The following is a 25,013-nucleotide window of genomic DNA, read 5'->3' on the forward strand; positions in this document are numbered from 1 at the left end:
GAAGGGCTTTAAACCAACAAACAGGAGGGAAAGAATGGGAATCTTTCGTCGTTTTACATCCCGTAGCTTCAAATATGCAACTGCTATGGTTTTCACTTTATCGTTGTATGCTGGTGTTGCGGGCAGCATGCAACCGGTACGGGCAGAAGGTCCGGCGGACCCAGCCCCCTTCATTGCAGCGAAAGTGGTCAATGAGAACGCTGGTAAAAAAGTGCTGTTTGATAATACTCATGGACAGACAGCTGGCGCAGCAGATTGGGTGATTGATGGTGGATTTTCAGACTTCGGCCAAGCCCTCGCGAGCAATGGCTATGATGTACACGAGCTTCGCCAATCTACGCCCATTACTTACAATGATCTAAAGAATTATGATGTATTTGTTACAGCAGAGCCGAATATTCCTTTTAAACAGAGCGAACAGGCTGCAATGGAGCAGTATGTAAAAGCAGGCAATAGTATTTTTTTCATTGGAGATCATTATAACGCGGACCGCAACAAGAATCGCTGGGACGGATCGGAGAGCATTAATGGCTATCGTCGTGGTGCATGGGAAGACCCTGCGAAGGGAATGAGTGCGGAAGAAAAAAGCTCGGCAGCAATGCAGGGCGTAGTCAGCTCAGATTGGCTGGGCAGCCAGTTTGGTGTGCGCTTTCGCTACAATGCATTAGGCGATATCACGGCCAATCAGATTGTCGAGCCAGCACAGGCGTTCGGCATTACAGCTGGAGTGAGTAATGTGGCAATGCATGCAGGATCAACACTCGCAATTATCGACCCAGCGAAAGCCAAGGGAATCGTATATCTACCTAAAACCAATCAGGCTTGGGGCAACGCGGTAGATCAGGGCGTGTATAATGGAGGCGGCATTCCGGAAGGACCTTATGCAGTTGTATCGAAAGTAGGACTAGGCAAAGCTGCTTTCATTGGGGACTCGTCTCCTGTCGAAGATGCAACGCCAAAATATTTGCGCGAAGAGACAGGAACCAAGAAGACAACCTATGACGGCTTTAAGGAGCAGGATGACGCCGAGTTACTGGTCAATATCGTAGACTGGTTGTCCAAGAAGGAGGAGTATACCAGCCTGACGGAAGTGAAAAGCTTACAGCTGGACCAGCCGACGGCATTACTGCCTTTTGAAGAGCCACAGGCTTCCACGGAACCACAAGCCGAGCCTTGGTCCGCTCCCGCAGCTGGCTACAAATGGTGGGATCAGCGAACCTTCAAAGCAGGGTCCTATGGCGGACCTACAGCCAGTGCGCAGCCTGTGTACAACATCGTTCGTCAAGAGCAGCTGCCCAATGCACAGCCTTTTCAAATTCGAGTTACTGCCGATCAGCTGGCTCCCAATAGTACGATTAGCGGATTCAGCACAGGTATTTATATAGAGGGCGGCAATCAAGTAGCCCAGATTCAAAATCCGGATGGAAGCTGGCCAACCTCTTACGGCTATAGCGGAACATTTAGTCTGGAGTCCAACGGCAAAGGGCATGCCTATAAGGACTTGACGGTGCGAATCAAGCCGGGAACCAGTGGTTCAGCTAATCTTAGACTGAGGCAAAACGGCAGCAATCTGCTGACTCAATCCGTCGTGTTGGCTGATGTCCCGGCCCAGCCGTTGCCTGAGGAAGGCAATACGGTTCCAGCTCGTATCAGTGTCGCAGAAGCACGGAGTCTCCCGGCTGGTAAAGTCGTGACCTTAGAGGGTGTTGTGACGACAGAACCAGGTGTATTCGGTGGTCAAGCCTTTTACATGCAGGATGAAAGTGGCGGTATTTATGTATATCAGAACCAAAGCGGCTTTCACCAAGGGGATCGAGTAAAGCTTACAGCAAGCTTGGCACTGTTTAATAGTGAGCTAGAGTTAACCGATCCAGTGGCAATTGAAAAAACGGGAGAAGGACAACTTCCAGAAGCTGTACAAGTCACCCAACTCAGTGATGCGAGCCAAGGACAGTTGGTTGAGCTTCCTACGGCAATGATTCGTAATGTGATAGACGCGACTCCCGTAGGTTCGTTTGAATTTGATGCAGTATCAGGTGAAGTAAGTCACCATGTGCGTGTCGATGCACGTACAGGCTTAACACGGACAACTTTTCCATATCAAGAAGGACAGCACGTGAAGCTAAAAGGAATTTCGGCGATTTTCAAAGGGAATTATCAGTTGAAACCGCGTGGACTGGATGATTTTTCAGCTCAGGCAGGTGCAGAGTTGCAAGAAGTAGAGCTTTCACTGGATCAAACGACCCTCAACATTGGGGATACGGCAGTGACACATCTCAAGGGTACGCTGACAGATGGCAGCGAAGCAGATTTAAACCGCGCTTCTGTTCAGTATGTCAGCAGTCATGAATCCGTTTCGCTGGATACGTATGGAGAACTTAAGGCCCTAAAAGAGGGGAGCGCGGAGATTACAGCCAGCGTTACCTTGGATGGTAAAACGGTCGTATCCAATCCTGTAACTGTTAGAGTCGAAAAGACTGGTGTAGGTGAAGTGCCGAGTAAACCTGTGCTGTCGCATGATAACGGGCAGGACACTGGGCTGAAGGATGGCAATTACAACATCACTATGGATCTGTGGTGGGGTACGAATGGTGATGAACTCAAGTTGTACGAAAATGACAAGCTGATTGGCACTCAATCGTTGCAAGCGGCTTCTCCTGGAGCACAGCATGCAGTCATTCCTGTTACAGGTAAGACCAACGGTACCTACACGTATACTGCAGAACTGATCAACGCTTCTGGTAAAACGACCAGCGACCCGTTAACTGTCGAAGTGACCGATGCTTCTCCTGGCATTCCAGTGCTGTCTCATGACAATTGGGATGGTGATGGTGCCTATACTCTTGCTATGAACATGTGGTGGGGCACAAATGCGACGAAATACAACTTGTATGAAAACGGAAAGCTGATCGACGCGCAGGATCTGCTGAGCCAAAGTCCGCAGGCCCAAAGTGCAGTGACCAGCATCCAAAATCAAAAGCCGGGTACATATGAGTACCGGGCCGAGTTAGTCAATGCTTCAGGAGAAGTTTCTAGTCAAACGATAAGTGTAGAAGTAAAGGGCCATGAAGTAGAAATGATGGGCCGTTAAAAAGTAAGAGCATCTATTGACCTCGTGAGAGTCTATAGATGCTTTTTTATTTTTTACGAAGCGGGAATTATCATTTTAGGATTGGGTTGGCGAAGCGGAAAGTCCCTCTATATCTGAGGAGCCATAGAAGAACATGGCAACTAGAATCACAATAATGACAACCTCTGCAAAATATTCTCCATCAAACTCACTCACCACATAAGTCTCCTTTCGCCACTTGTTAATTATTTATTTTCTGTGAAAAGGCTTGTATCACCTGGTCCAGTGTCATATTCCCGTTATCATTTAAAAATTTCACCATATTATCGACATTGGATGGAGTGGATGCTAGTGTTTTGTATTTTCCTGTGAGTCCTAAAAACAATGTTGCTTGTCTGTATAAAGTCACCGAATCGACGTTTAGTTTTCCTGTTAGTAGGAGGGCTGCCACAAGGACCTCCACATTTTTTCCTTGAAGCGCGGAAAAGATAGCCGAATTACTGTTTAATCCATTTTTCTTTTGACCGTTAGGTGGGGATTTGGATTTACGATTCCCGTTTCCATTGCCATTCCCATTGCCGTTCTTTCCTAAGGAAGCCATTGAATCTTCCTCCCGCCATATACTGTTCTTGCCTGGTTTTTATGAAAATTCGGGACAAGGACAGCGGCACTACAGTGCTCATCAAAATACGTTATGATCATACGATATGCGAATAAGAGAGCATTGGTTACTATAAGAATCACCCTGGCTGAAGGCAGTTGGCTACTGTTATCCAGTAATTTATTTCGCATGTTGGTCCGATTTAGAGTAAACTACAATAAAGCAAGCCAAATGATCAATTGCATAAATCCCAGAGCGTTTTCAATCAGCAATGTTTAGACTAAAACGGTTTAGTTCGTTTATTGTATTTTTGAGCGTTGAATTGGAATTAAGCAAAATGCTGAAATAGGAGTTGTAGATAAAATATGTCGAATGAAGAAGTATTGTTAACTAAAGAGGGATTGGCCAAGCTGGAGGATGAGCTAAAGGAACTGAAGACCGTAAAACGCAAGGAGCTAGCCGAACGCCTTAAGTTGGCTATCAGCTACGGCGATTTGAAAGAAAATAGTGAGTATCACTCAGCCAAGGACGACCAAGCGTTTATGGAAACCCGCATTCTCATATTGGAGAAGATGCTGACCAAAGCCCGGGTCGTGGATGAGAGTAATTTAGACCTTAGAACCGTTAGTATTGGATCGACTGTCATTTTGAATGACATCGAATTTTCAGAAAAGATGGAATACAAAATTGTAAGTCCTGCTGAGGCGGATGTTCTTGATAACAAAATTTCCTATGAGAGTCCTTTAGGCAAGGCACTTTTGGGAAAAGAAGTGGGCAGTATCATTCATGTGGATGCACCCATGGCTGTAATTAAATATGAGCTGCTTGAAATTAAGCTCACATAGTTCATTCCCGATTCCCTTATATGAGGGGGCCGGGATTTTTTTATTTCTCGCTGCTTACATACCGTCCATGTGGAGCACAGTTGCACTCCACATACACTGGACAGGATTTTCTTTACTCCGCTAAGTGCACTAAGTTAGTCCGTCATTAGGAAGCCTGCTTGCTCCAATGCAGCGCAGGCATCATTAATTTTATCTTCATCCGAGGCATTCAAGGTGTGCAGGTGGATGCCTCCCGTCAGCTGGGACAAATAAGTGGCCTGGGTGAAGCTGATTTTACGGATAAAATCGTCCACTTCCTTGCGAGTTCCAACCCGTATCGGAGCAGTCAGATCCCCGTATACCGGATGCTCAACAATAACATCCTGCACACTTACACCGTAGTCCACAATCAGCTTTAGTTCCTCTTCTGTCTGTTCAGGTCGATGTTTACACACAATAATACGTGAGGCTAAGGGAGTTGCCTGACCCGCAGGCTCCATATAAATGTATCCTTGACTCGTTGCAAGGATAGGCTCTTGGCTTGCTTTTAACAGGGAAATATCCTGTACAATTACTTGTCGGGAGACGGAGGATCTGCGCGCCAGTTCGCTCCCGGTCAGTGGTGATTCGCTCTTGAGCCACAATAGTAGCTGTTCGCGGCGATCCGTACCTGACCGTTTTAAAGATTCAGTCAACGGGATAAGCTCCTTTCTTTTCGATGCGTCAGGTCTGTCAAAATATCTACCAATACATTCAATTCCTCGATGGTGGTCGTTCTTCCGAAAGAAACACGGATAAATTGTAACGCTTCACGGCCGGATGCTCCAAGCGCCTGTAAGGCAGGCGAAGGATCGTGGTGTCCGGCAGCACATGCGCTTCCAGTGGATATACAGACACCTCTGCGATTACATTCCAGCATAACATATTGTCCCTCGTAACCGTGAAAAAAACAGCCTACTATATGATGAAGCGCTGCTTTATTCTCGCTTTCCTGTACCACCCAACGTAACGGAATGGATCTTTCCCGAATTTTCGTAATAAAGTGTCTTCTCAGGGAAGCATATCGCTCCTGATGCGACTCCATCTGTTCGGTCATCATTTCTGCCGCCGCGACAAAGGCTGCAATCCCGGGAACATTAACCGTTCCAGGACGAAATCCGTTTTCATGTATTGTATCAGGGTACACGGGACGCCAAGGAGTTCCGGGTTTGAGATATGCAGCTCCGACGCCTTTGGGGCCATACACTTTATGGCTCGATACAGAGAGTGCATCTACTCCCATGGCTTCTACATCTACGAGAATATTCCCAAATGTCTGTACCGCATCACTATGCAGCAAAATACCCCGTTCGCGTAGCAGGGGAGATAAGGCAGCAAGGTCCTGAACCAATCCCGTTTCCGAATTGGCGTGTTGTACGGATACAAGTCCGGTGTTTTCTCTCAGGTGAGGTAAAAGAGCTTCACGAGTCACTCGTCCTTCCCGATCCGGTTGCACAATGGTCAGCTCATAGCCCTGACGTTCCAGCAAAGTGGCAAGGTTGTACATCGAGTGATGTTCCAAAGCGCTCATGATCCAATGCTTTTTATGCTGCGGCAACCCGTTCAGGATCGATTGCACAATCAGCATATTGGATTCTGTTCCCCCTGTCGTAAAATAGATGCCTTCCTTTTGCCCGCCAATCATATTTGCTATTCGTTGCCTGCTGTAATCCAGCGTGTAGGCTGCTTGACCGCCCGCATCATGAAGGCTGCTGGCATTTCCGAACATTTCCTTATTTAATACGTTAAACATATTTAAAGCTTCACCACACATAGGTGTAGAAGCGGCATAGTCGAGATAAATCACACCAAATCCTCCCTGCTTAAAAATAATTCCATTCAAAAACTCTTGAGATTATTGTAGGCATGTGTAAATATAAGTGTCAAGACACTTGTAAATATGAATGTACACAAAGCGGTTATCTGTTCGCTGAGAGCGGAACGATCAGCCGCATCGATATGGAGGGATTCTAATGTCTATGCTTGACGTTTTACAAGGAAATCGAGGGCTTATGCCAGAGCATTATAAGACACTGACGGTTGCTGAAATGGAGCAGCGAGTGGCCGAACTGAAACAAAAATGGGGACCCAAGCTGCTTATACCGGGCCACCACTATCAGAAGGACGAGGTTATTCAGTTTGCTGATATAACAGGAGATTCTCTACAGCTTGCTCAAATGGCTGCACAAAATCAGGAAGCGGAGTTCATTGTATTTTGTGGGGTACATTTTATGGCGGAGACAGCGGATATGCTGACTACCGATCGACAGACTGTTGTCCTGCCGGATATGCGTGCAGGTTGCTCGATGGCAGATATGGCGAATGTGGAACAGACAGAACGAGCATGGAAGCATTTACAGGAGTTGGTAGGAGATACGATCATTCCGTTAACATATGTAAATTCCACAGCAGAGATCAAAGCCTTTGTAGGACGGCATGGTGGGGCTACCGTGACTTCTTCGAATGCTAAGCAAGTGCTGGAGTGGGCGCTGAAGCAAAAGGAACGTATTTTGTTTTTGCCGGATCAGCATTTAGGTCGCAATACAGCTTACGATCTTGGAATTCCGCTAAATGAAATGGCCGTGTGGAATCCAATGACAGATCAGCTTGAGACTGAACAGGACCCAGCAACCGTAAAAATTATTTTATGGAAAGGGCATTGCTCCGTTCATGAAAAGTTTACAGTAGATCATATTCGCAACGTTCGCGAGCGTGATAAGAACGTCCGGGTCATCGTTCACCCCGAATGCTCTTATGAAGTCGTACAGCTCGCAGATTGCGCGGGCTCCACAAAATTCATCATCGATACCATCCGTGCGGCAGAGCCAGGGACCCAATGGGCTGTTGGCACAGAAATGAATCTCGTGCAACGAATCAAGCAGCAGTACCCTGAACAGCACATTGAATCGCTCAATCCAGATATGTGTCCCTGCCTGACCATGAACCGGATCGATCTTCCCCATTTGCTGTGGGCAATGGAACAGTTTGACCGGGGTGAGCCTGTGGGTGTGATTCGTGTGGATGCTCAGATCAGACAGGATGCTGTACTAGCATTGAATCGTATGCTTGCTATCCGTTAAGTTTTTACCGTAATATAGAGCGTCCTTCCACCGGATTTGAGCATTAGACCGAAGGAGCAGAAATAATTATTTCAGTTGCTTGTGATCCAACCCGTATCTCTAATTAAAGATTAGTCGCTTGTCCGGTTTCGTGCTATAATTGTAGCAACAAACCGAAGGAGGTGAATCCCTTGTTTGAGCTTCAAGACCTACTCCCTTATTTATTTACAATCGGTTTGCTGTGCACAGTGACTTATACGTATCTCGCTCATTTGCACGGCAATGTACCCGAATGCTGGGTCGAAGGTGGGCCCGTGAGGTCTCATGCCTCTCCGCAGATGCCGATGTCTGCCCGTGGACAGGACATGCCTGTCCGGCTGGCCCGACATATCCGGCGTAAAGAAGCGCCGGATGAAGATGCATCCGATTGTTCTCCCTCGTTGAACGATGGCACAGCCAATCAACGAGGAGGAACATATGAAACGATTCAAGGGATTCACCTTTTGGGGTAAAAAAGAACGGATATTTGGATTAATGGTAGCGTTGGCGGTGGTCATGCTACTGTCTGGTTGTGGTGCGAATGCTGCGGAGATAAATGCACAGACACCCGGATTTTTTAATCATTACGTGGTGTTCCCGCTTTCTTGGCTTATTCAGCAATTGGCGCAATGGTTTGGTGGAAGCTTTGGGCTGGCGATTATGACATTGACATTCATTGTCCGTCTGGCCTTACTGCCTCTTATGATGCGTCAAACGCGTGCCCAGCAGGGTATGAAGCGCAAGATGAGCGCTATGCAGCCCGACTTGGACCGAATTAAGAAGAAGTATGAAAACAAGAAAGATACCACCAGCCAGCAGAGTATGCAGCAGGAAATGATGTCGCTTTACAAAGAACATCAATTCAATCCGCTTAATATCGGTTGTCTGCCTATTCTCATTCAGCTCCCGATCTTGAGCGGTATGTATACAGCAATCCGCTTAACCCCGGAGCTCGCATCTCACTCTTTCCTATGGTTCCGGCTCGGACAGCCGGACTGGATTTTGTCAATCGTCGTCGCAATTGTATACTTGGCACAGGCCAAGCTTTCTCAGTTTCAGATGACGCCTGACCAGCGCAAGCAATTTGCGATCATGGGCTATCTTTCACCGATTATGATGGCGGTCTTTTCCTTCAATGCCCCTGCTGCCATGCCATTATATTGGACAGTAAGCGGCACCTTCTTGCTGCTTCAGTCGCTGTGGTTCCGCAGACGCTATCCAATAGAGGAAGCAGAGAGTAAGGTTAAACTTGGAGAAGTCACACCAACCTAATTAGTAGATGATGCTTGTTTAACTTGGGAATTACGTTTGTAGTATGCCACGTGTAATCATAGGATGTCATTCGAGCCGTTTATAAGGCTTGAATGGCGTCCTTTTTTGTTGCTGCTTTTTTCGCTACAGTCCGCTTGCGATTTTGTAGTCAATATGAATTTCTTATATTATAAAATGATTCTGAAAGTGATATTTTTTGAAAACGGGTTTCATTATGTGGAGGATGCAACTAATTCTTTTAATGAAATGATAAGGGAAAAGTGGGCAAAGTAAGACCTATATCTAAGCTAATGCTGCACTTTGTTTTATCACGCAATGAATATTATGGAGGAACTACAGAAAATGAAGCAAACATCAACAAAGCTGCCCATTTCCTTGGCTCTGCTCACATGTATAGTATGTGCATTCGGTTTTGGCTTAATCGCATTATGGGTGAGTGACCATCAAGTTCGGCATTTTGACCAGGAAATTATTTCGGTTATTGGACAACTGGAGTCGCCCGCCATGACCCGTGTAATGAAATTTTTCACCATGATCGGCAGCGGAATTCCAGTTGTGATCATTGTTTTAATGGCCATGTTCGTGCTCTATAGAGTATTGGGACACCGCAGAGAACTGCTTTTTTTGGCGGCTGGTGTATTGGGATCGGTAATGCTGAATACGATACTGAAAGTACTTTTTCAGCGTGCGAGACCGGAGATTCACCGTATTATTGAAGAGAATGGATACAGCTTTCCAAGCGGACATTCCATGACAGCTTTCAGCATGTATGCGGCGCTGACATTTTTAGTGTGGAAGCATGTTCCTTCTAGGCTGGGGCGTATCCTTCTTATTGTACTCAGCAGCCTGCTGATTGTAGCAATCGGGACGAGCCGCATTTATTTGGGCGTACATTATCCGAGCGACGTTGTGGGTGGCTATTTTATGAGTGGCTGCTGGATGGCAGCTTGTATTTGGTTTTATCAGCGGTACGAAGAACGACGAATGCTGTCACTTCGCTCTAAATCGACAGCATAACGGGTTGCATAAATAATGAAGTTTCTAAAAAGCAGACGCTTTAGCGTCTGCTTTTCATTTGGACAGAGGAAGTGTGTTCAGTCATCTTGGTTCTGGCCTGTTCACCAGGCTTGAGCCCCAGCTTCTGCTCCCATTTTTCATAAAATATAATAGCCGCCTGCATAAAGATGCCAGGTAGCTTCCGACTTCGAATGAATTGATGAACGCCGATGGCACAACCTGCACCAATAAGCGCACCTGCCAAAATATCCGAGGGATAATGCACTCCGGTCCATACGCGGGATACTGCGATGAGTACAGCTAAAATAACCCAGAGAACACGAAATTTTTGATGATGAAGCCATAAAATGGCAGCCAGAGAAAACGCTCCAAGTGCATGGTTACTCGGGAATGAAGCATTGGGATCATGATGAATAAGCTGAATGACTGAATGTCCGACAAAAGGCCGATCTCTGTAAAACAAATGTCCAAGACCCCAACTAATTACAAAGCCGATACAAACCGTTATAACGGCTTCTAAAACCATCATTCGATGCGGCATTTTAAAGGTGAACCAGTAAATCAGCAAAGCCACTCCGAATAAATACGGTGCATATTGCGCCAAGAAACGCATGGTTCCATTCAAAAAGGCGAGGGAATTAGCGAGTTCATTGATCCAGTGAAATAAAGCATAGTCTACATTAATTAACATGAATAAATTACTCCTTAACATCAAAAAATTGAATAACAAAGTTATATTATAGAGCGACTACACGGATAAAAGCTTAAAATCAAATAAAAAATGAATGTCATTTCCGTTACTCATTTGCTTTTTCTATAGAAATAGGTGGTTTTGCGATGGAAAAGTCGGTGCTGGTCATTGATGATGAAGAGAAGATATCCAGATTGCTTCAGTTGGAGTTATCCCATGAAGGATATGCAGTTGAAATCGCACAAACGGGCAGAGAAGGATTGGAAAAAGCTCTAGCACGTACATGGGATATCATCATTCTGGATGTCATGCTGCCGGAAATGAACGGGGTCGAGGTGCTGAAGCAGATTCGAAAAGTGAACAATCATACACCAGTAATTATGGTCACTGCACGTAACACGACTCCTGATAAGGTTTCAGGTCTGGATGAAGGTGCCAATGATTACATTACGAAGCCTTTTGAGATTGAGGAGTTATTAGCGCGGATGCGGGCCAGTATGAGGCATCAAATGGAGCCAACAGCTACCGCTTCACAAAAAGAGGACAAGTTGTCGTCCAGGCTCCAAGTGGATAGCTTGGTGTTGGAACGCAAGACTAGGTCAGTGGTGCGGGAAGGAAACCGAATCGAACTGACGCCCAAAGAATATGATCTGCTTCTCTATCTGATGGAGCACAAAAATCAGGTATTGCAGCGGGATGAATTGATTCAGAACGTGTGGGGGTTTGATTTTGTTGGTGATACGAATGTCGTAGATGTGTATATCCGGTATGTTCGCAAAAAAATTGATCATGGATACAAAAAGAAATTAATTAAAACCGTACGTGGTGTGGGGTACTGCATCAGGGAGGAAGAACATTGAAGCTGCGGACCAAAATCACCCTGCTCAGTTCTATTTTAGTGATGATAATACTCCTGTTTGTGGATGTCACGGTTCATTTGTTGTTCGTCAAAATCGCTACGCGAAATGAAAGAGAAGTGCTGCAAAATAAGTGGACTGAAATCATTGCCGAAACCGGACATACCATGATTCTGAAGAATGCATGGAGTCCAAAATTGAAAGATGAGCTTTCCGGAGATACTATTCTGAGGGTGTTTGATCAGCAATCCCGACTTCTGTATGAAGTAAGTCGCCAGTCACGCTTTAAGCTGGGCGATATTCGTTTTAACACTTCTCAAAGCTCTCAATTGACTGATGTACAGGGTCATAAAATTCTGGTAATCCATCTCCCCGTGCTTTCTCCGGAGGGCAATCAGAAGGGAACGCTGGAGATCGTGGAAAAATGGGATGCACTCGAAACCAATCTCGATATTTTAAATACGATTCTCATCACTTCGACTGTAGGAGCAATGATGCTAAGTTTGGTAGGGAGCACGATTTTGGCGAATGCCATATTGCTGCCGATTTCCAGTAGTATTCAAACGATGCAGGAAATTGAGAGAAGCTTAAAATTTAAAAAAATCCCCGCTGGCAGTCATAATCAAGATGAATTGTCCCAAATGACCGCTACTTTTAACCGAATGATGGAGAGATTAGAAGAAAGCTTTCAGAGCCAGCAGCAGTTTGTTTCAGATGCCTCACATGAACTGAATACCACACTTATGATTATTGAGGGCTATGCCAACATGCTGCGGCGGTGGGGCACGCGTGATGAGGACATTCATAAGGAATCCATTGAATCGATCTATGAAGAAACTCAGCGAATGCGTACGATGACACAGCAGTTGCTGACTCTTGCCTCCTCACAGCAGAAAGACCCTGAGCCGCATGAGCGGATAGAAATGATCGGTTGTTGTCAACAGGTAGTAGCGCATCTCAAGCCTGTACATGATCGTCAAATTTCTATTTTAACCGAAGAGAAAGAAATTTGGCTGGATGCCAACCTGACAAAAATGAAGCAATTGCTAGTGATCCTACTGGATAATGCATTAAAATACAGCTCGGATGAGATTGAAATAGGCTTATCTAAAGATAAAAAGGATGTCTATATCCGGGTTAAGGATTATGGGATCGGAATACCTGAGGGCGAGATCAAGCGGGTCTTCGAACGATTTTATCGGGTAGATAGCTCCAGGCATCGTAAAACTGGAGGGACCGGGCTGGGGTTGCCGATTGCCAAGGCAATTACAGATGCTCATCAGGGTACGATACGTATGGAGAGCGTAGAAGGAGAAGGAACGGTAGTCATCGTCACGCTGCCCCAAAGACAAAAGGAAAGGCTGTCCCTCCAGTAGAAATATCTACTCGCGGAACAGCCCTTTTTATTGTTATTTGTAAGTTAAGCATTCGGTGGATGGGAATCAACTAAAATTTATCCTAGAGGACACGACGTGCTGTTGTGTAATTGCGGCTCCACCAGCCCGAATTTAGATCTGTAACCGTTACGCCGCCTTTACCATACGTATGCAGAATTTTGCCGTTCCCCATGTAAATGGCTACATGATGAATTGGCGCATAGAAAAAGACCAAATCGCCTTTTTTCAGCTGACTACGCGGTACGAAAGTGCCAACAGTTGATTGCTGTCTGGACGAACGTGGAAGCTTGATGCCATTTTGTGCAAATACATATTGAGTGAACGAAGAGCAGTCAAAAGATCTTGTATTGCCTGCTGGGGCTCCATGCTCATAACGCACACCCATAAACTGGGAACCTTTAGAAATAATCTGATCAGCTTTACTTGCCGAAGCGGCATGAGTGGTGGCTGGCCCAACGACGAAGCTCCCTGCGCTCAATGCCAAAGTCATAGTAAAGCAAATACCCATCCACAATTTTTTTGAAGTACGTTTCATATATAAATTCCTCCGTTATTCGTATTGTGTTGATGTCCTGAAATGACAATAACACAAATAAAATGTCCGGAATTTACCACTCATGGTTACAAACCTGTTACCCCAACGCTTTGTCCTCATTTATTAGAAAACGATGAGAATTTTCTCCTTAATTTTAGCTTGACAAATTGTATAGACTCCCCTTATAGATAGGCTCGTATGGCAAAAAACGACTTGCAGACGATTGGCACAAGCAATCACGCAAAATATACATACCTATATACTACAATTTATAACTTGTACGGGAGTATGCTCTGATTCCCGTTGACATCGTAAGGATCACACCGTATTTCCGGTCAGGAAGGGGAATTCGTATGGCTTCAAGGCAGAATAAAGCACTCAAAAAACGGCGTCTAACCATTGTTCAGGTCATTTCCAACTATCCCGATGCACAGCCGGTACCCTCTAACAAAGGCGGAACGGAAAAGGTCGTGCATGAATTAACTGAGGAATTGGTGAGACGAGGGCATCATGTATCGCTGTTTGCCGCCCGTGGGAGCAGGAGCAGTGCGCGGTTGATTACCTACCCCAAGGGTTTGAAACAAAGTCAGATCCCCCAATATGTACTCCGGCATATGCCTTCCAACACACATATCATTCATGATCATACTTTTCGTTCTTCTGTGGGACGTAGGAAGCTGCCTTGTCCATCAGTATGCACCGTTCATCTTCCAGTGAAGAGACACGGTAAAAACCCGGTATATGTCAGTAAACGAGCGCGTCAGCTGATGGGCAGGGGCAAAGGTTTTTATATCTATAATGGTATCAACACCCATGAATACGAGTTCAGCAGTGAGAAGCGTGGCTACTTGCTGTTTATGGGCAGAATCATACGAGATAAAGGTGTATTGCAGGCCATTCAGGTTGCAGAACGAACAGGAAAAAAACTGCTTATTGCAGGTCCTATCAAAGCTCCAGAATTTTTCCGTAAAGAGATTCAGAAACGAATTCAGCGTAATCCGAATATACGCTATGTAGGTGCAGTTGGAGGTGCTCAGAAACAGAAGCTGCTGAAACATGCAGAGTGTCTGCTGTTTCCGACACTGTGGGAAGAGCCATTTGGACTCGTAATGGTCGAGGCCATGGCTTGTGGAACACCGGTGCTGGCATTAAAAAATGGCTCCGTTCCCGAGGTACTCTTGGGCTTTCCACAGTTGATTTGCAAATCAGTTAGCCAAATGGCAGGAAAGGCACAGCAAAAAAATTATCCGTCACCAGCGCAGCTTCGTTCATATGTCAACCAAAGATTTACCAACAAACAGATGACCAGTAACTACTTAAGACTATACCGTGAAATCATCCGTCGGCGAGAACAGAAGAGAGGACAACGACAGCCTATACGGAGGTGAAGGGGATGCAGGTCAAACGATATATGCTCGGAAATGGCTCTTGGGCAACTCCTTATTATATAGTCACAGGGGGGCAGAAAGGTCCGTGTGTGATGGTGGTCGCGGGGATACATGGTAATGAAATAGCTAGCATACGAGCTGCTGAGAAACTGGTGAAGCTTTTGAATCAGCAAAAACTGCGAATTAGCCAGGGTAAGCTTATAATTGTACCGATTGTAAACCAAAAGGCTTACCGCAAACGGATTAGAGGAATACCTGATCTTAATCGAACCTTTCCGCGCAAAAAAAAGCAGCTGGCAACACAACCACTTTCCGCTGCTCTATTCAAATTAACACAAAAGCATCAACCTGAATGGTATCTTGACTTGCATGAGGCCAATGGATTGTCACAAAAGGATGCCGAGGTGCTTGGTCAAACGCTAATCTCCAACAAGGCCAACCCGGTGGTTCCTGCGGTTCGTCGGGTTATTAAGCGAATGAATCGCTCCATACAGGTGAGCGACCGACATTTCAACCTTCGGCTGCATGAGCTTCCAGGTTCCTCCCGCACCGCTGTAGCCCGTATTTTAGGTGCACGCGCGGTTACCGTGGAAACGGGTTGGAGCCTGCCCAAGAAAGTACGCATACACTATCAGTTGGAGATCGTTCAGCATTTTTTAAAAGAAGCCGGAATAGTCAAAGGTAACTGCATCACAAAATAAAATCGCTTCTGGAGCAAGGACTTTTTCACCTTGCTCAGGAGCGATTTTTTATGTGCGACCTGCGACCTTCGTTCAGAATCCGTAGCGTGCATTATATCTGAGGATTTTGCAAAAATCCAATAAGCGACTTCCAATGAACAATATATAGATCGAAATGCTCTAGTTCGTCTATATATTGCACTTTGGAGCGACTGGAATCAAATTTTGCAAAATCCTGATCTATGTGTTGTCAGGACTCGGATTTATAGAAGGCGTTCACCAAGCTGTTTCCCAGACGTACCTCAATTAGCTCCAGTGGTGTATCCAGATCGGCACGGATTGTGTGATGCGTATCGACCGGAATGCTAAATACAGAACCGCTTGCCGCAGCAAAACGTTCTCCGTTCAGCATGACCTCTCCCCGGCCGGACACGATCGTCCATACTTTAAGTCCACTGCCGTGAATACGGCCATTCAAACGTTGATCTGGCAGTACCGTCAGCCGTATGGCCAGTATATCGCTCAGACTCCGATGATCAAATTCGTCCAGCACTCGGTAACTGCCCCAAGAGGTTTCACCATGCATGGGGTGAAGTTGAAGTTTACCTAGCTGCTCCTTGATTACGTGGGCATGGCTCTTGGACGCAATGAGAATGCCATCGGGACTCGCGGCAGCAATAATATCTTCCACACCAATGACATGAAGTGGATAGGGCAGCTCATTAACGATATGCGTGCCGTGAGTCTGCCCACTAATCTGTCCACGCCCGATTACTTGACTGTTTAGCTGCTCTGTTAGAGCCTGCCAGTTGCCGATGTCGTGCCATTCGCCATCGTAGGGCAGGACGATGGCATGTTCGGCACGCTCTGCAATCTCTTCGTCGAAACTGCGAACGGGGAGGCTATCATACATCGCGCATAATGCTTTATCGTTCAGCGGCAGATCACTTCGCTCCATACAGGACAACATATACCGTAATGTAAAAGCGTAAACACCACAGTTCCAGAGCGCGCCCTGATGAATAAGCTGTTGTGCTCCGGGGAGATCCGGCTTTTCTGTGAAGCGAGCAACTTGCGCATAGGAAGTTTTCCCTTCCCGTATCATTTGCAGACCCGGAACGACGTAGCCGTATTGGTCGGAGGGATGAGTGGGCCTTGTCCCAAGCATAGCCAGATCGGCTCCGCTCTCAAACAATATGCCGGAGAGCGCTGCTATGCTATGGAAGAAATCCTCTCCTGCAAACATGTCCGCTGGGGCAATGCAGAGAACTTCATCCAGCCCTGTGCCTCTGGTGTGAAAATAAGCAGCTGCCAGTGCAGCAGCGGTGAAGGTTCCACGTTTGGCAGGCTCGCCCAGAACGGGCAGACGACCTTCTGTATGGCGAAAGGCTAGATTTACCTGACTCCGATGAGCCAGAAGCAGGGCAGAGGAATCCAGCCCGGTTAAGGTAAGCTGACGGTACACCCGACCGAGCATAGATTCCTTATGCCCGTCAGGAGCGGACAACAACCGGAGAAACAGCTTCGACCGGATTTCGTTGGATAGTGGCCATAGCCGTTTTCCGGCACCACCGCATAATAATACGATGCGCACGGACGTTTCCTCCTTCAATGCAGATCTATTTTGGACTGCATCATTTTGCAGGATTTTAAAAACTATTTTAGCGATGATTCAATCTTTGTTTTTGGAGTAAGCTGGTACACCTTGCGTTGATGAAAAGATAAGGAGCGATAGCTCTTAGCCAAGACATCCAATTGTTTTTGCGACAGGGAAGAAGCCCGACGATGAAGCGCTTTATTCAATGACTTGCGCAAAATCATCCGAGAGGGCTGATTACTGTATAAATAGTTGGCATACGTTTCATATTCGGAAAACCCAAACTGTTTTGTCCGGTCTATACTGTGGATAATTGCGTTGTACCAAGGTTTTCCATGACGGGCCTCGATAACTTGCTTGAGCTGGGTAAGCCGCGCTTTTTCAAAAAGCATATAATGAGTAACAAAGGACTTTGGTGAGGGAGCTTTAACGCCCATCAGCTTGTGATGGGTGCGAAAATACTCAGGCTGGCTCCAGCTGCGGTAGTAAAAAATCGTTTTTCCGTCTTTACGGAACGTATGTGGACGAATCAAAACCGTGTCCGCGTCAATGACGAGGAAAAAAGAGGCTTTACTGATTTTGTCGCCATTCATTTTGAGCAATTGTTGATACAGCCAGCCTGAACGGTCCCAGCGCGTTGTTCCGTAATGGATATGTTTTTTGGTAATGGGCAGCACCGTTTTTTCGTCTATAAATGTACATTTCTTGTTTACGCACAGACGGCGAATCCCGGTGCTTTGCGGTGAAACGATATAAATATTTCCAATTCGGTGCTGCACGTGACGGCGCAGACTGTCAATTACCAGCGGTAGTGTGGCAATATCTTTATCAATTGCGGGAATCAGAACATCGATTGTAAGGGAACCCTTCCGTGGACCATCCGATTGCGCTGACATGTTATTCACTCCCTATATGTGCAAATATACGCTCCCAGCGTCTCCCAATATCGTATGCTTGGACAGGCGCTTTCGACCGGGCAAGGTCAAACGTCCATTTCTATGCAGGACAGGGCTGATGAAGCTTCGAATGGGGAGTTAGCGCATACGATAGATTGATCTTTTTTAACAAGAGCGTTCTACCTGAGAGTAGAGAGGAGAGGGGCAAGTGAATTCTTCACAAGCGCAGGCGTCGCGCAGCAAATGGCATAAAACCCAATTGTTGCTTCAGAATGGAAGCATCAAACCTTATGTACCAGAAACTCGCAAATATAACAAAGCAAATTTGAAGTCAATGCTGGAGAAATACGGTATGGTCTATGTAAAACCCGAGCGAGGTACCTTTGGTAAAGGTGTAATGAGAGTAGAGCAGGAGGCTGGCCAGCGTTTCGCCTATCAATATGAGGAAACGCGTCAAGAATTTAAACATTTGGATGCACTATATACCAGCCTATCGAAACATACGGGGAAGAAAAGTTATCTTATTCAAAAGGGAATCCATTTACTACGCCATCAAATGCGTTATTTTGATATTCGGGTCATGGTGCAGCGTAATGAAAAAGGGCTATGGGAGTCTACTGGAATTATTGGACGTCTGGGTCATCCCCGTAAAATCGTGACTAACTATCATAGTGGTGGCAAGCCGATGGCCTTGGAGCAGTTACTAAAATCCCATTTATCGCAAAGCAAACAGGCGGAGCTGGTCAAGAAACTAAATGAACTGGGTCTTACCATCGCCAAACAACTGCAAAAAACATATCCAAATTTCCGGCAAATTGGTGTGGATATTGGACTGGATCATCGCTTTACCCCATGGATTATTGAGGTGAATACGAAGCCAGACCCATATATTTTTAACCAATTATCAGATAAGTCCATGTACCGTAAAGTATTAGGCTATTGGCGACTGGCTAATGAAAGAAGGAAGGTTAGGGTCCCAAGCAAAGACACAAATAAAGATAAGAACAAAGATAAGAATGTAATTAAGGATTCTAAAAAAGAAAAAGTATCTTGATTAGTGGATTGCTTCATTGCCAGCCCACTCCTATATGAACAATGGAGTGGGTTATTTAAAATTGAACAACCTGTGACCCTGTGCTATGCTTACATGAAAGAGAAGCTAGACGTACTAATGATGATCTTTACTATGCGTATAAACATCTGATGATACGACGAATAGAAAGGATGTACAGCCATGAATTCTGTCATTGAACTTAACAATGTAAGCTGGAAGAGAGATAACCGCACCATACTAGATCAAATCAATTGGCAGGTAGCTGAGGGAGAGCACTGGGCTGTACTCGGCTTGAATGGGTCAGGTAAAACAACGATGCTCAATATGATTAACGGTTACATATGGCCAACCACAGGTAGTGTTGATGTATTGGGCCATACCTTTGGGGATGTGGATCTGAGGGAGCTGCGCAAATCTATTGGTTGGGTCAGTTCCTCTTTACAGGAAAGAATTAATGGGAGTCAGCGTACGCAGGATGTTGTTATTAGTGGCAAATTTGCCTCCATTGGACTTTATGATCAGACGACGGATACAGATTATGAACAGGCCGTTCAGCTTATGACGCAACTGGGGTGTGCTCATCTCGTGGATCGGTTGTATCAGGGATGCTCACAGGGAGAAAAGCAGAAAGTGCTTATCGCCCGCGCATTAATGGCCTCGCCCAAGCTACTGATTTTGGACGAGGCGTGTAATGGTTTGGACTTTTTTTCCCGGGAAGCATTGCTGGATAGCATTCGCCAGTTATCGGAGTCGCCGGCTTCGCCGAATTTACTGTATGTTACACATCATATCGAAGAAATTCTACCGATGTACACGCATACGATTTTAATCCGCCGGGGCACGGTATTTGCTAAAGGTAAAACGACTGATATTCTAAGCAGTGAAACGCTTAGTGCTTTTTTTGAAACGCCTGTGCAAGTAGAATGGAGACAGAATCGCGCATGGCTCTCTATGGTGTAGAGAGTCTTTTTTTCTCGCTAACCTGCCACCAACATAATCAGAATAGGCAATATCAGGAATGAGGCAAGCGTGCTCCACAGGATGCAGGTGGAAACCAGTTTTGGCGATGCATTAAATTTTTCTGCTAAAATGACAGCATTTACAGCAACCGGCATTGAGGCCAGAATGAAGAGAACGGAGAACAAAAGACCTGAAATTCCCAGTATCAGCATAGCAAGACAAGCCGCAAGTGGGGAGAGTAGAAGCCGAATTGTTAGTCCGGCGTAGCTGGCTTTTTTAATAGACGACTCCAACTTAAATATTTTTACATAAGCCATCTGGGTACCCAGAATCGCCAGCACGACCGGAGAATAGGCAGCAGCAATCATCGAGACGCCTGATTGAATCCCTGAGGGAAGATGCCAGTCCAGTAGCCGCAGTCCCATGGCGAGTAGAGCTGCATAGATCGCAGGAAGTGAAAACACCGACTTAACAGCACTTTGAACAGAAAATTCAGAGCGGGCTGCAAAATAAACGCCAATGGTATTGACTATAATTATCTGGATGACGACATACACGGAGGCTTTATCCAGACCGAGCTGCCCAAAGGCAAGTAAAATTAGGGGCAGGCCATAATTTGCACTATTGGTGAGTGTGGAGATTAAGGTAAGTCCAGCCGTTTCCGGAGTGCTCAGTCTAAAGATTTTCCCTGCTAATTGTGCAATTCCCCACAACAGCAGCAGGTTTAATATTGAAAAAGCGGCAGTCTGCGCCACATCATGCCAGGTAAGCTGTGCTTTGAGTAGCGTGTCCAGAATCATGGCGGGGCTTAAAAAATATAAATACAAAGTCGAGAGCGGTTTCGTTTCCAGCTTCATGAATTTTCCAAGTAAAAATCCGGCGATCACCGGAATGGACAGCGGAACGATAACCGATAATAGAGTTGAAAGTACGATTTGAATCATGAATTCCACCCATCCTTTCTGTAATGACATTTTCCATTATAAGACGCTACTTTCGAGCCCGTCCAAGATGAAAATACAATCAAGGCCATAGGTATATACTATGAAGCCTACGACACTTATTGTGAAAACAATAAAAGGGATGCCCACAGCCATGATGAACGGCTAATAGGGCATCCCTTTTATTATAATGAACCAATGATACTGCCAATTTATGCAGTAGCTACGGTTTCCGCTTTGGTTCGGCAATCGTCAGAGCAATAGTGCTGATGCTGTTCTTCGCAATCTGAACATGCAATATGCTGGAGATTGCACACTGGGCAGTTGATATAATGATCGCTCGGCGTTTCACAATGGAAGCACTTGCCGACAATGACGTCCTCATCCGTATGATTGATCGGAATCGAGATTCGTTCGTCAAATACGTAGCATTTACCGTCAAACAAACGTCCTTGTACTTCCGGGTCCTTGCTGTAAGTCACAATGCCGCCATCCAACTGGCCTACATCGTTAAATCCTTCTTTGATCAGAAGACCCGATAACTTTTCGCAACGGATACCTCCGGTGCAGTACGTCAGAATTTTCTTGTCTTTGAACTGAGTCATATTGTTGCGAATCCATTGTGGAAATTCACGGAACGATTCGACTTCGGGGCGAATAGCCCCGCGGAAATGACCGATGTCATATTCATAGTCATTACGTCCGTCCAGAACAACTACATCTTCATCTTGAAGCTGTTCATAAAACTCCTTTGGTGACAGACGCTTACCGCTAATTTCATTAGGGTCCAGCTCATCTTCATGACGCAGCGTAACAAGCTCCTGACGATGGCGTACAAATATTTTCTTGAACGCATGACCGTCAGACTCATCTATTTTAATAACGATATCGTGGAATTTCGGATTGGCGCGCAAATCACGCATATATTGCTCCGTTTGCTCTACTGTACCAGACAGTGTTCCGTTGATTCCTTCCGCAGCAATCAAGATTCTTCCCTTGACGCCCAGCTCCTTGCAGTAAGCCAGATGCTCTGCCGTAAAGGTGGCAGGATCTTCAATGTTGACATATTTGTAAAACAACAAAATTCGATAAGTATGTTCACACATGTAAAATCACCCTCTGATTCAAGTCAAAGTTTTTTAAAAGCAATTTTAAATGTACCACATTCTTTTAGTTAGTCAACTTAAATGTATAAAAAGTGGAAATGAAAAAGGAGACGAGCGACAAAAGTAAGGGTTTACATTATAATAGTTACGTACTGATGAGGGGATTTTTGGTAGCAGGATGAGATCTACTGGATGAAAGGATGAATGAAATGAAGCATCATTTGACAGCGCATACACCACCTATGGGGTGGAATAGCTGGGATTGCTACGGTGCAGCAGTACGGGAAGAGGAAGTACGGGGAAATGCTCAATATATGGCGGAGCATCTGAAGGAATATGGTTGGGAATATGTCGTGGTAGATATTCAGTGGTATGAGTCAGGAGCAGTATCTTCACAGTATCGCCCGTTTGTCCCATTGGAAATGGATTCATTTTCACGTCTTATTCCAGCAGTGAATCGGTTTCCTTCGGCAGCAGATGGACGAGGCTTCCAAGCTCTTGCGGAATATGTACACGGTCTGGGATTGAAATTTGGTATACATATTATGAGAGGCATCTCCCGTCAGGCGGTGCATCAGGATACCCCGATTTTGGGAACCACAGCCACGGCGAGACAAATTGCGCATCCCAACTCTATTTGTCCCTGGAACACAGATATGTATGGGGTAGATGCATCCAAGGAAGGCGCACAGGAGTACTATAATTCGTTGTTTGATCTGTATGCGGAATGGGGTGTGGATTTTGTCAAAGTAGATGACATTGCTGCATCACGTCTCTATGGTATTCATTTGGCGGAAATTGAATTGATTAGGCGGGCTATCGCCCAATGCGGACGTCCGATGGTGTTGAGTCTATCGCCTGGTCCTGCACCGCTGGAGCATGCATCTGATTTAATCGCAAACGTGAATATGTGGCGTATGACTGATGACTTCTGGGATGTATGGCCTTTACTGTATGGTATGTTTGAGCGCTGCGAGAAATGGGCGGAACATGTAGGGCCGGGTCACTGGCCGGATTGCGACATGCTACCACTGGGTCATCTGGGTATTCGTTCGGTAGATTCGGTAGATTCCGGCAGCCATGACAGATGGACACGCTTTACTAAGGATGAGCAGCTAACGATGATGACCTTGTGGAGCATTTTCCGGTCTCCCCTGATGTTCGGGGGCGAACTGCGGGATAATGATGCATGGACTCTTTCTTTGCTGACTAATGAAGAAGTGTTAAATGCTCATCGCAACGGTTTGAATGCACGGCAGGTGTATAGAAAGGATGAACATATCGTTTGGACTTCACATAACGGGAAAGGGCATGTATATGCAGCTTTGTTTAATGCTGGGGATGAATCTTCAAAGGTGCGTGTATCCTTAAAAGACCTTGGTATTGAAGGTCAGGCAAATGCCAGAGATTTATGGAACCATGTAGATTTAGGTGTTTTAGCACAAGAGCTGTCCACAGATTTACCTCCTCACGGAGCAGCTCTATTTATTTTGAAATAGAGGATTTTGCAAAAATCCTGAATAACATAATGTAAGGAAGAACTATGCTGTAGTTCCAACCCAATCACCCTATCGTAAAAGTGAAAGATATCTTTACAATAGGGTGTTTTTTTGCATGTGTAACTTTAGGATATTTTAACGAACTCGACATTATTCTTGGGAATATGACATTTGGAACGTGTTAATTTTATATAGTGCCTATTTCTGTACAAATTTAAATCATTTTAACGAATAGACTCGAGAAAGGAGTCAAATGATGAAATTAAAAAAAATCCACCAAAATGAACAGGACGAGCCTTGGCCCTCTAGCAAACCAATACTATGTATCGGGGGGGCCAATTTGGATCGTAAAATCATGATTAAAGGTACATTTCAGCTTCATACCTCCAATCCGAGCAGTACAAGACTGCAATCTTGCGGTGGGGTAGCACGAAATGTAGCCGAAAATTTAGGGAGGTTGAGCCAGCGGGTCAGCCTGCTGACCACAGTTGGGGACGATGCGGAAGGTGAATTTATTATCGAACAGTCCAGCCGTTACATGCACGTGGTTCCTCTGCAAGTCCAAGGTGAACCGTCAACTGGGGTTTATACTGCCTTGCTGAACGAGCGTGGTGAACTGATTGTAGCGACAGCAGAAATGGAGATTTATGATCAGATTCGTCCTTCAGTAATTTTTGAAAATGCTCCTTTAATTGCCTCATCCCGACTCGTTCTGCTGGACACTAATTTCTCTATGAACGTAATTGCAGCCACCATACATGTCTGTCATGAGCATCGGATTCCGATTGTCGTTTCTTCGGTATCGGCCTCGAAGATGAGAAAGCTTCCCCGAAATTTGCATGGAGTGGAGTGGCTGGTATGTAAACCGGTGGAGGCTGAAGCCTATTTGGAGCTAGAACTTACAGATGATCAGCATATGTTGGATGCCACCCGAATTTTTCACAAACTTGGAGTTCAGAATGTCATTTTTATCTGCGGTGCTGATCGTGTTTTGTACGCCTCTCAGGATGGAACTCATGGCCAAATTCCCATTCATCCCGTTCAAGAGGTCATTGATGTCACAGGCGCAGATGATGCTTTTATTGCCGGGATGATATATGGAATTACCCAAGGTTATCCTATGGAGCAAGTGTGCCAATTTGGAATTAGCTGTGTCGACTTGACCCTGCAAACGGATCGGACGGTCTCAGAGACTCTTTCTATGAATAAACTTCATTCTAGGTTTCAGGAGCTGTATGGCACACATACGCAAAATTTTGTGTTTTTCAAGGGCGTGTATTTTAAAAAGAATGATACATAATTAATCAAGAGAACTCTAACCTACAACAGCGCATATTTGGAGCTTCACGTATGTAATGGCCTCAATTATTGAATTTGTAAAAGGAGCATGTTGTATGATGGACAGACTGATCTATTCTATGCGGCCCTTACAGGTAGAGCAGGGTAACGAGTTTCTTGCTGTGTAGCAGAAGATTATCTCCTTGACTAGAA

At 45.5% G+C, this 25,013-nt stretch carries 23 protein-coding genes; 14 read left to right on the forward strand and 9 right to left on the reverse strand.

All coding sequences use genetic code 11. The annotated features are described in order from the left end of the window. Positions 1-34: 34 nt before the first annotated feature. Positions 35-3,091, forward strand: coding sequence for an endonuclease (locus MKY98_RS11750; RefSeq protein ID WP_069011680.1), 3,057 nt, complete (start codon positions 35-37; stop codon positions 3,089-3,091). Positions 3,092-3,311: 220 nt separating this feature from the next. On the opposite strand, the gene MKY98_RS11755 is transcribed toward MKY98_RS11750, so the two are convergent. Next, positions 3,312-3,671, reverse strand: coding sequence for a hypothetical protein (locus tag MKY98_RS11755; RefSeq protein ID WP_029514846.1), 360 nt, complete (start codon positions 3,669-3,671; stop codon positions 3,312-3,314). 365 nt (positions 3,672-4,036) lie between these two features. On the opposite strand from MKY98_RS11755, the gene greA reads away from it, so the two are divergent. After that, a complete protein-coding gene (gene greA / locus MKY98_RS11760) occupies positions 4,037-4,516 on the forward strand; it encodes a transcription elongation factor GreA (protein ID WP_013310174.1) in 480 nt (159 codons plus the stop codon). A 134-nt stretch (positions 4,517-4,650) separates the two neighbouring features. Here greA and MKY98_RS11765 read toward each other — a convergent pair whose 3' ends face one another. Both MKY98_RS11765 and MKY98_RS11770 read right to left on the reverse strand, forming a co-directional pair. Next, positions 4,651-5,190: a transcription repressor NadR gene (locus tag MKY98_RS11765; protein ID WP_069011678.1), complete on the reverse strand. Its 540-nt coding sequence runs from the start codon at positions 5,188-5,190 to the stop codon at positions 4,651-4,653. After that, positions 5,187-6,341, reverse strand: coding sequence for an IscS subfamily cysteine desulfurase (locus MKY98_RS11770; protein ID WP_069011676.1), 1,155 nt, complete (start codon positions 6,339-6,341; stop codon positions 5,187-5,189). The genes MKY98_RS11765 and MKY98_RS11770 overlap by 4 nt, the downstream gene beginning before the upstream one ends. Positions 6,342-6,507: 166 nt before the next feature. Between MKY98_RS11770 and nadA the strand changes: the two genes are divergently transcribed. The 4 genes from nadA to MKY98_RS11790 all read left to right on the forward strand — a co-directional run bounded on the left by nadA (position 6,508) and on the right by MKY98_RS11790 (position 9,921). Continuing rightward, positions 6,508-7,614, forward strand: a complete 1,107-nt coding sequence (nadA, locus tag MKY98_RS11775) for a quinolinate synthase NadA (RefSeq protein WP_165150061.1) — start codon at positions 6,508-6,510, stop codon at positions 7,612-7,614. A gap of 161 nt (positions 7,615-7,775) precedes the next feature. Then, complete coding sequence (locus MKY98_RS11780; RefSeq protein ID WP_223830783.1) at positions 7,776-8,105, forward strand: hypothetical protein; 330 nt, start codon at positions 7,776-7,778, stop codon at positions 8,103-8,105. After that, positions 8,071-8,904, forward strand: a complete 834-nt coding sequence (gene yidC / locus MKY98_RS11785; protein WP_069011673.1) for a membrane protein insertase YidC — start codon at positions 8,071-8,073, stop codon at positions 8,902-8,904. The genes MKY98_RS11780 and yidC overlap by 35 nt, the downstream gene beginning before the upstream one ends. Before the next feature lie 342 nt (positions 8,905-9,246). Next, positions 9,247-9,921 carry a phosphatase PAP2 family protein gene (locus tag MKY98_RS11790; protein WP_029514854.1) on the forward strand — a complete coding sequence of 225 codons (675 nt, stop codon included), beginning with the start codon at positions 9,247-9,249 and terminating at the stop codon, positions 9,919-9,921. Positions 9,922-9,961: 40 nt separating this feature from the next. Here MKY98_RS11790 and MKY98_RS11795 read toward each other — a convergent pair whose 3' ends face one another. Then, positions 9,962-10,612 carry an undecaprenyl-diphosphatase gene (locus MKY98_RS11795; RefSeq protein ID WP_029514856.1) on the reverse strand — a complete coding sequence of 217 codons (651 nt, stop codon included), beginning with the start codon at positions 10,610-10,612 and terminating at the stop codon, positions 9,962-9,964. Between the two features lie 146 nt (positions 10,613-10,758). Here MKY98_RS11795 and MKY98_RS11800 point away from each other — a divergent pair, with 146 nt between their 5' ends. Both MKY98_RS11800 and MKY98_RS11805 read left to right on the forward strand, forming a co-directional pair. Further along, complete coding sequence (locus MKY98_RS11800; RefSeq protein ID WP_069011671.1) at positions 10,759-11,472, forward strand: response regulator transcription factor; 714 nt, start codon at positions 10,759-10,761, stop codon at positions 11,470-11,472. Further along, positions 11,469-12,845 (forward strand): sensor histidine kinase, encoded by a 1,377-nt coding sequence (locus MKY98_RS11805; RefSeq protein WP_029514860.1) that lies wholly within the window; start codon positions 11,469-11,471, stop codon positions 12,843-12,845. Before MKY98_RS11800 ends, MKY98_RS11805 begins: the two co-directional genes overlap by 4 nt. An 82-nt stretch (positions 12,846-12,927) precedes the next feature. On the opposite strand, the gene MKY98_RS11810 is transcribed toward MKY98_RS11805, so the two are convergent. Next, the gene (locus tag MKY98_RS11810) at positions 12,928-13,401 is read right to left on the reverse strand and encodes a C40 family peptidase (protein WP_029514862.1); all 474 of its coding nucleotides are present in this window, start codon (positions 13,399-13,401) and stop codon (positions 12,928-12,930) included. Between the two features lie 353 nt (positions 13,402-13,754). Here MKY98_RS11810 and MKY98_RS11815 point away from each other — a divergent pair, with 353 nt between their 5' ends. Together MKY98_RS11815 and MKY98_RS11820 are read left to right on the forward strand one after the other, a co-directional pair. After that, positions 13,755-14,789 carry a glycosyltransferase family 4 protein gene (locus MKY98_RS11815; RefSeq protein ID WP_029514864.1) on the forward strand — a complete coding sequence of 345 codons (1,035 nt, stop codon included), beginning with the start codon at positions 13,755-13,757 and terminating at the stop codon, positions 14,787-14,789. A gap of 5 nt (positions 14,790-14,794) precedes the next feature. Further along, positions 14,795-15,490, forward strand: coding sequence for a succinylglutamate desuccinylase/aspartoacylase family protein (locus MKY98_RS11820; protein WP_069011670.1), 696 nt, complete (start codon positions 14,795-14,797; stop codon positions 15,488-15,490). Positions 15,491-15,719: 229 nt separating this feature from the next. Here the strand turns inward: MKY98_RS11820 and MKY98_RS11825 are convergent, their stop codons facing one another. Together MKY98_RS11825 and MKY98_RS11830 are read right to left on the reverse strand one after the other, a co-directional pair. Next, entirely contained in the window at positions 15,720-17,063 is a 1,344-nt protein-coding gene (locus tag MKY98_RS11825; RefSeq protein ID WP_029514867.1) for a sugar phosphate nucleotidyltransferase, read from the reverse strand. Between the two features lie 62 nt (positions 17,064-17,125). Further along, positions 17,126-17,962, reverse strand: coding sequence for a DUF6492 family protein (locus MKY98_RS11830; protein WP_029514869.1), 837 nt, complete (start codon positions 17,960-17,962; stop codon positions 17,126-17,128). A gap of 208 nt (positions 17,963-18,170) precedes the next feature. Here MKY98_RS11830 and MKY98_RS11835 point away from each other — a divergent pair, with 208 nt between their 5' ends. Beyond that, on the forward strand, positions 18,171-19,016 hold the full coding sequence (locus MKY98_RS11835; RefSeq protein WP_069011669.1) for a YheC/YheD family protein: 846 nt from the start codon (positions 18,171-18,173) through the stop codon (positions 19,014-19,016). A 180-nt stretch (positions 19,017-19,196) separates the two neighbouring features. Continuing rightward, on the forward strand, positions 19,197-19,976 hold the full coding sequence (locus MKY98_RS11840) for an ABC transporter ATP-binding protein (protein ID WP_069011668.1): 780 nt from the start codon (positions 19,197-19,199) through the stop codon (positions 19,974-19,976). Positions 19,977-19,993: 17 nt separating this feature from the next. Here MKY98_RS11840 and MKY98_RS11845 read toward each other — a convergent pair whose 3' ends face one another. Together MKY98_RS11845 and trhO are read right to left on the reverse strand one after the other, a co-directional pair. Continuing rightward, the gene (locus MKY98_RS11845) at positions 19,994-20,920 is read right to left on the reverse strand and encodes an AEC family transporter (protein ID WP_069011667.1); all 927 of its coding nucleotides are present in this window, start codon (positions 20,918-20,920) and stop codon (positions 19,994-19,996) included. Positions 20,921-21,129: 209 nt separating this feature from the next. Then, positions 21,130-22,023: an oxygen-dependent tRNA uridine(34) hydroxylase TrhO gene (trhO, locus tag MKY98_RS11850; RefSeq protein WP_069011666.1), complete on the reverse strand. Its 894-nt coding sequence runs from the start codon at positions 22,021-22,023 to the stop codon at positions 21,130-21,132. 209 nt (positions 22,024-22,232) lie between these two features. On the opposite strand from trhO, the gene MKY98_RS11855 reads away from it, so the two are divergent. Next, positions 22,233-23,522 (forward strand): glycoside hydrolase family 27 protein, encoded by a 1,290-nt coding sequence (locus MKY98_RS11855; RefSeq protein WP_069011665.1) that lies wholly within the window; start codon positions 22,233-22,235, stop codon positions 23,520-23,522. A gap of 256 nt (positions 23,523-23,778) precedes the next feature. Next, complete coding sequence (locus MKY98_RS11860) at positions 23,779-24,822, forward strand: carbohydrate kinase family protein (protein ID WP_069011664.1); 1,044 nt, start codon at positions 23,779-23,781, stop codon at positions 24,820-24,822. Positions 24,823-25,013: the final 191 nt, after the last annotated feature.

The sequence above is a fragment of the Paenibacillus sp. FSL M8-0228 genome, from assembly GCF_038007385.1.
In the GTDB taxonomy this organism is placed as follows: Bacteria; Bacillota; Bacilli; order Paenibacillales; family Paenibacillaceae; genus Paenibacillus; species Paenibacillus polymyxa_D.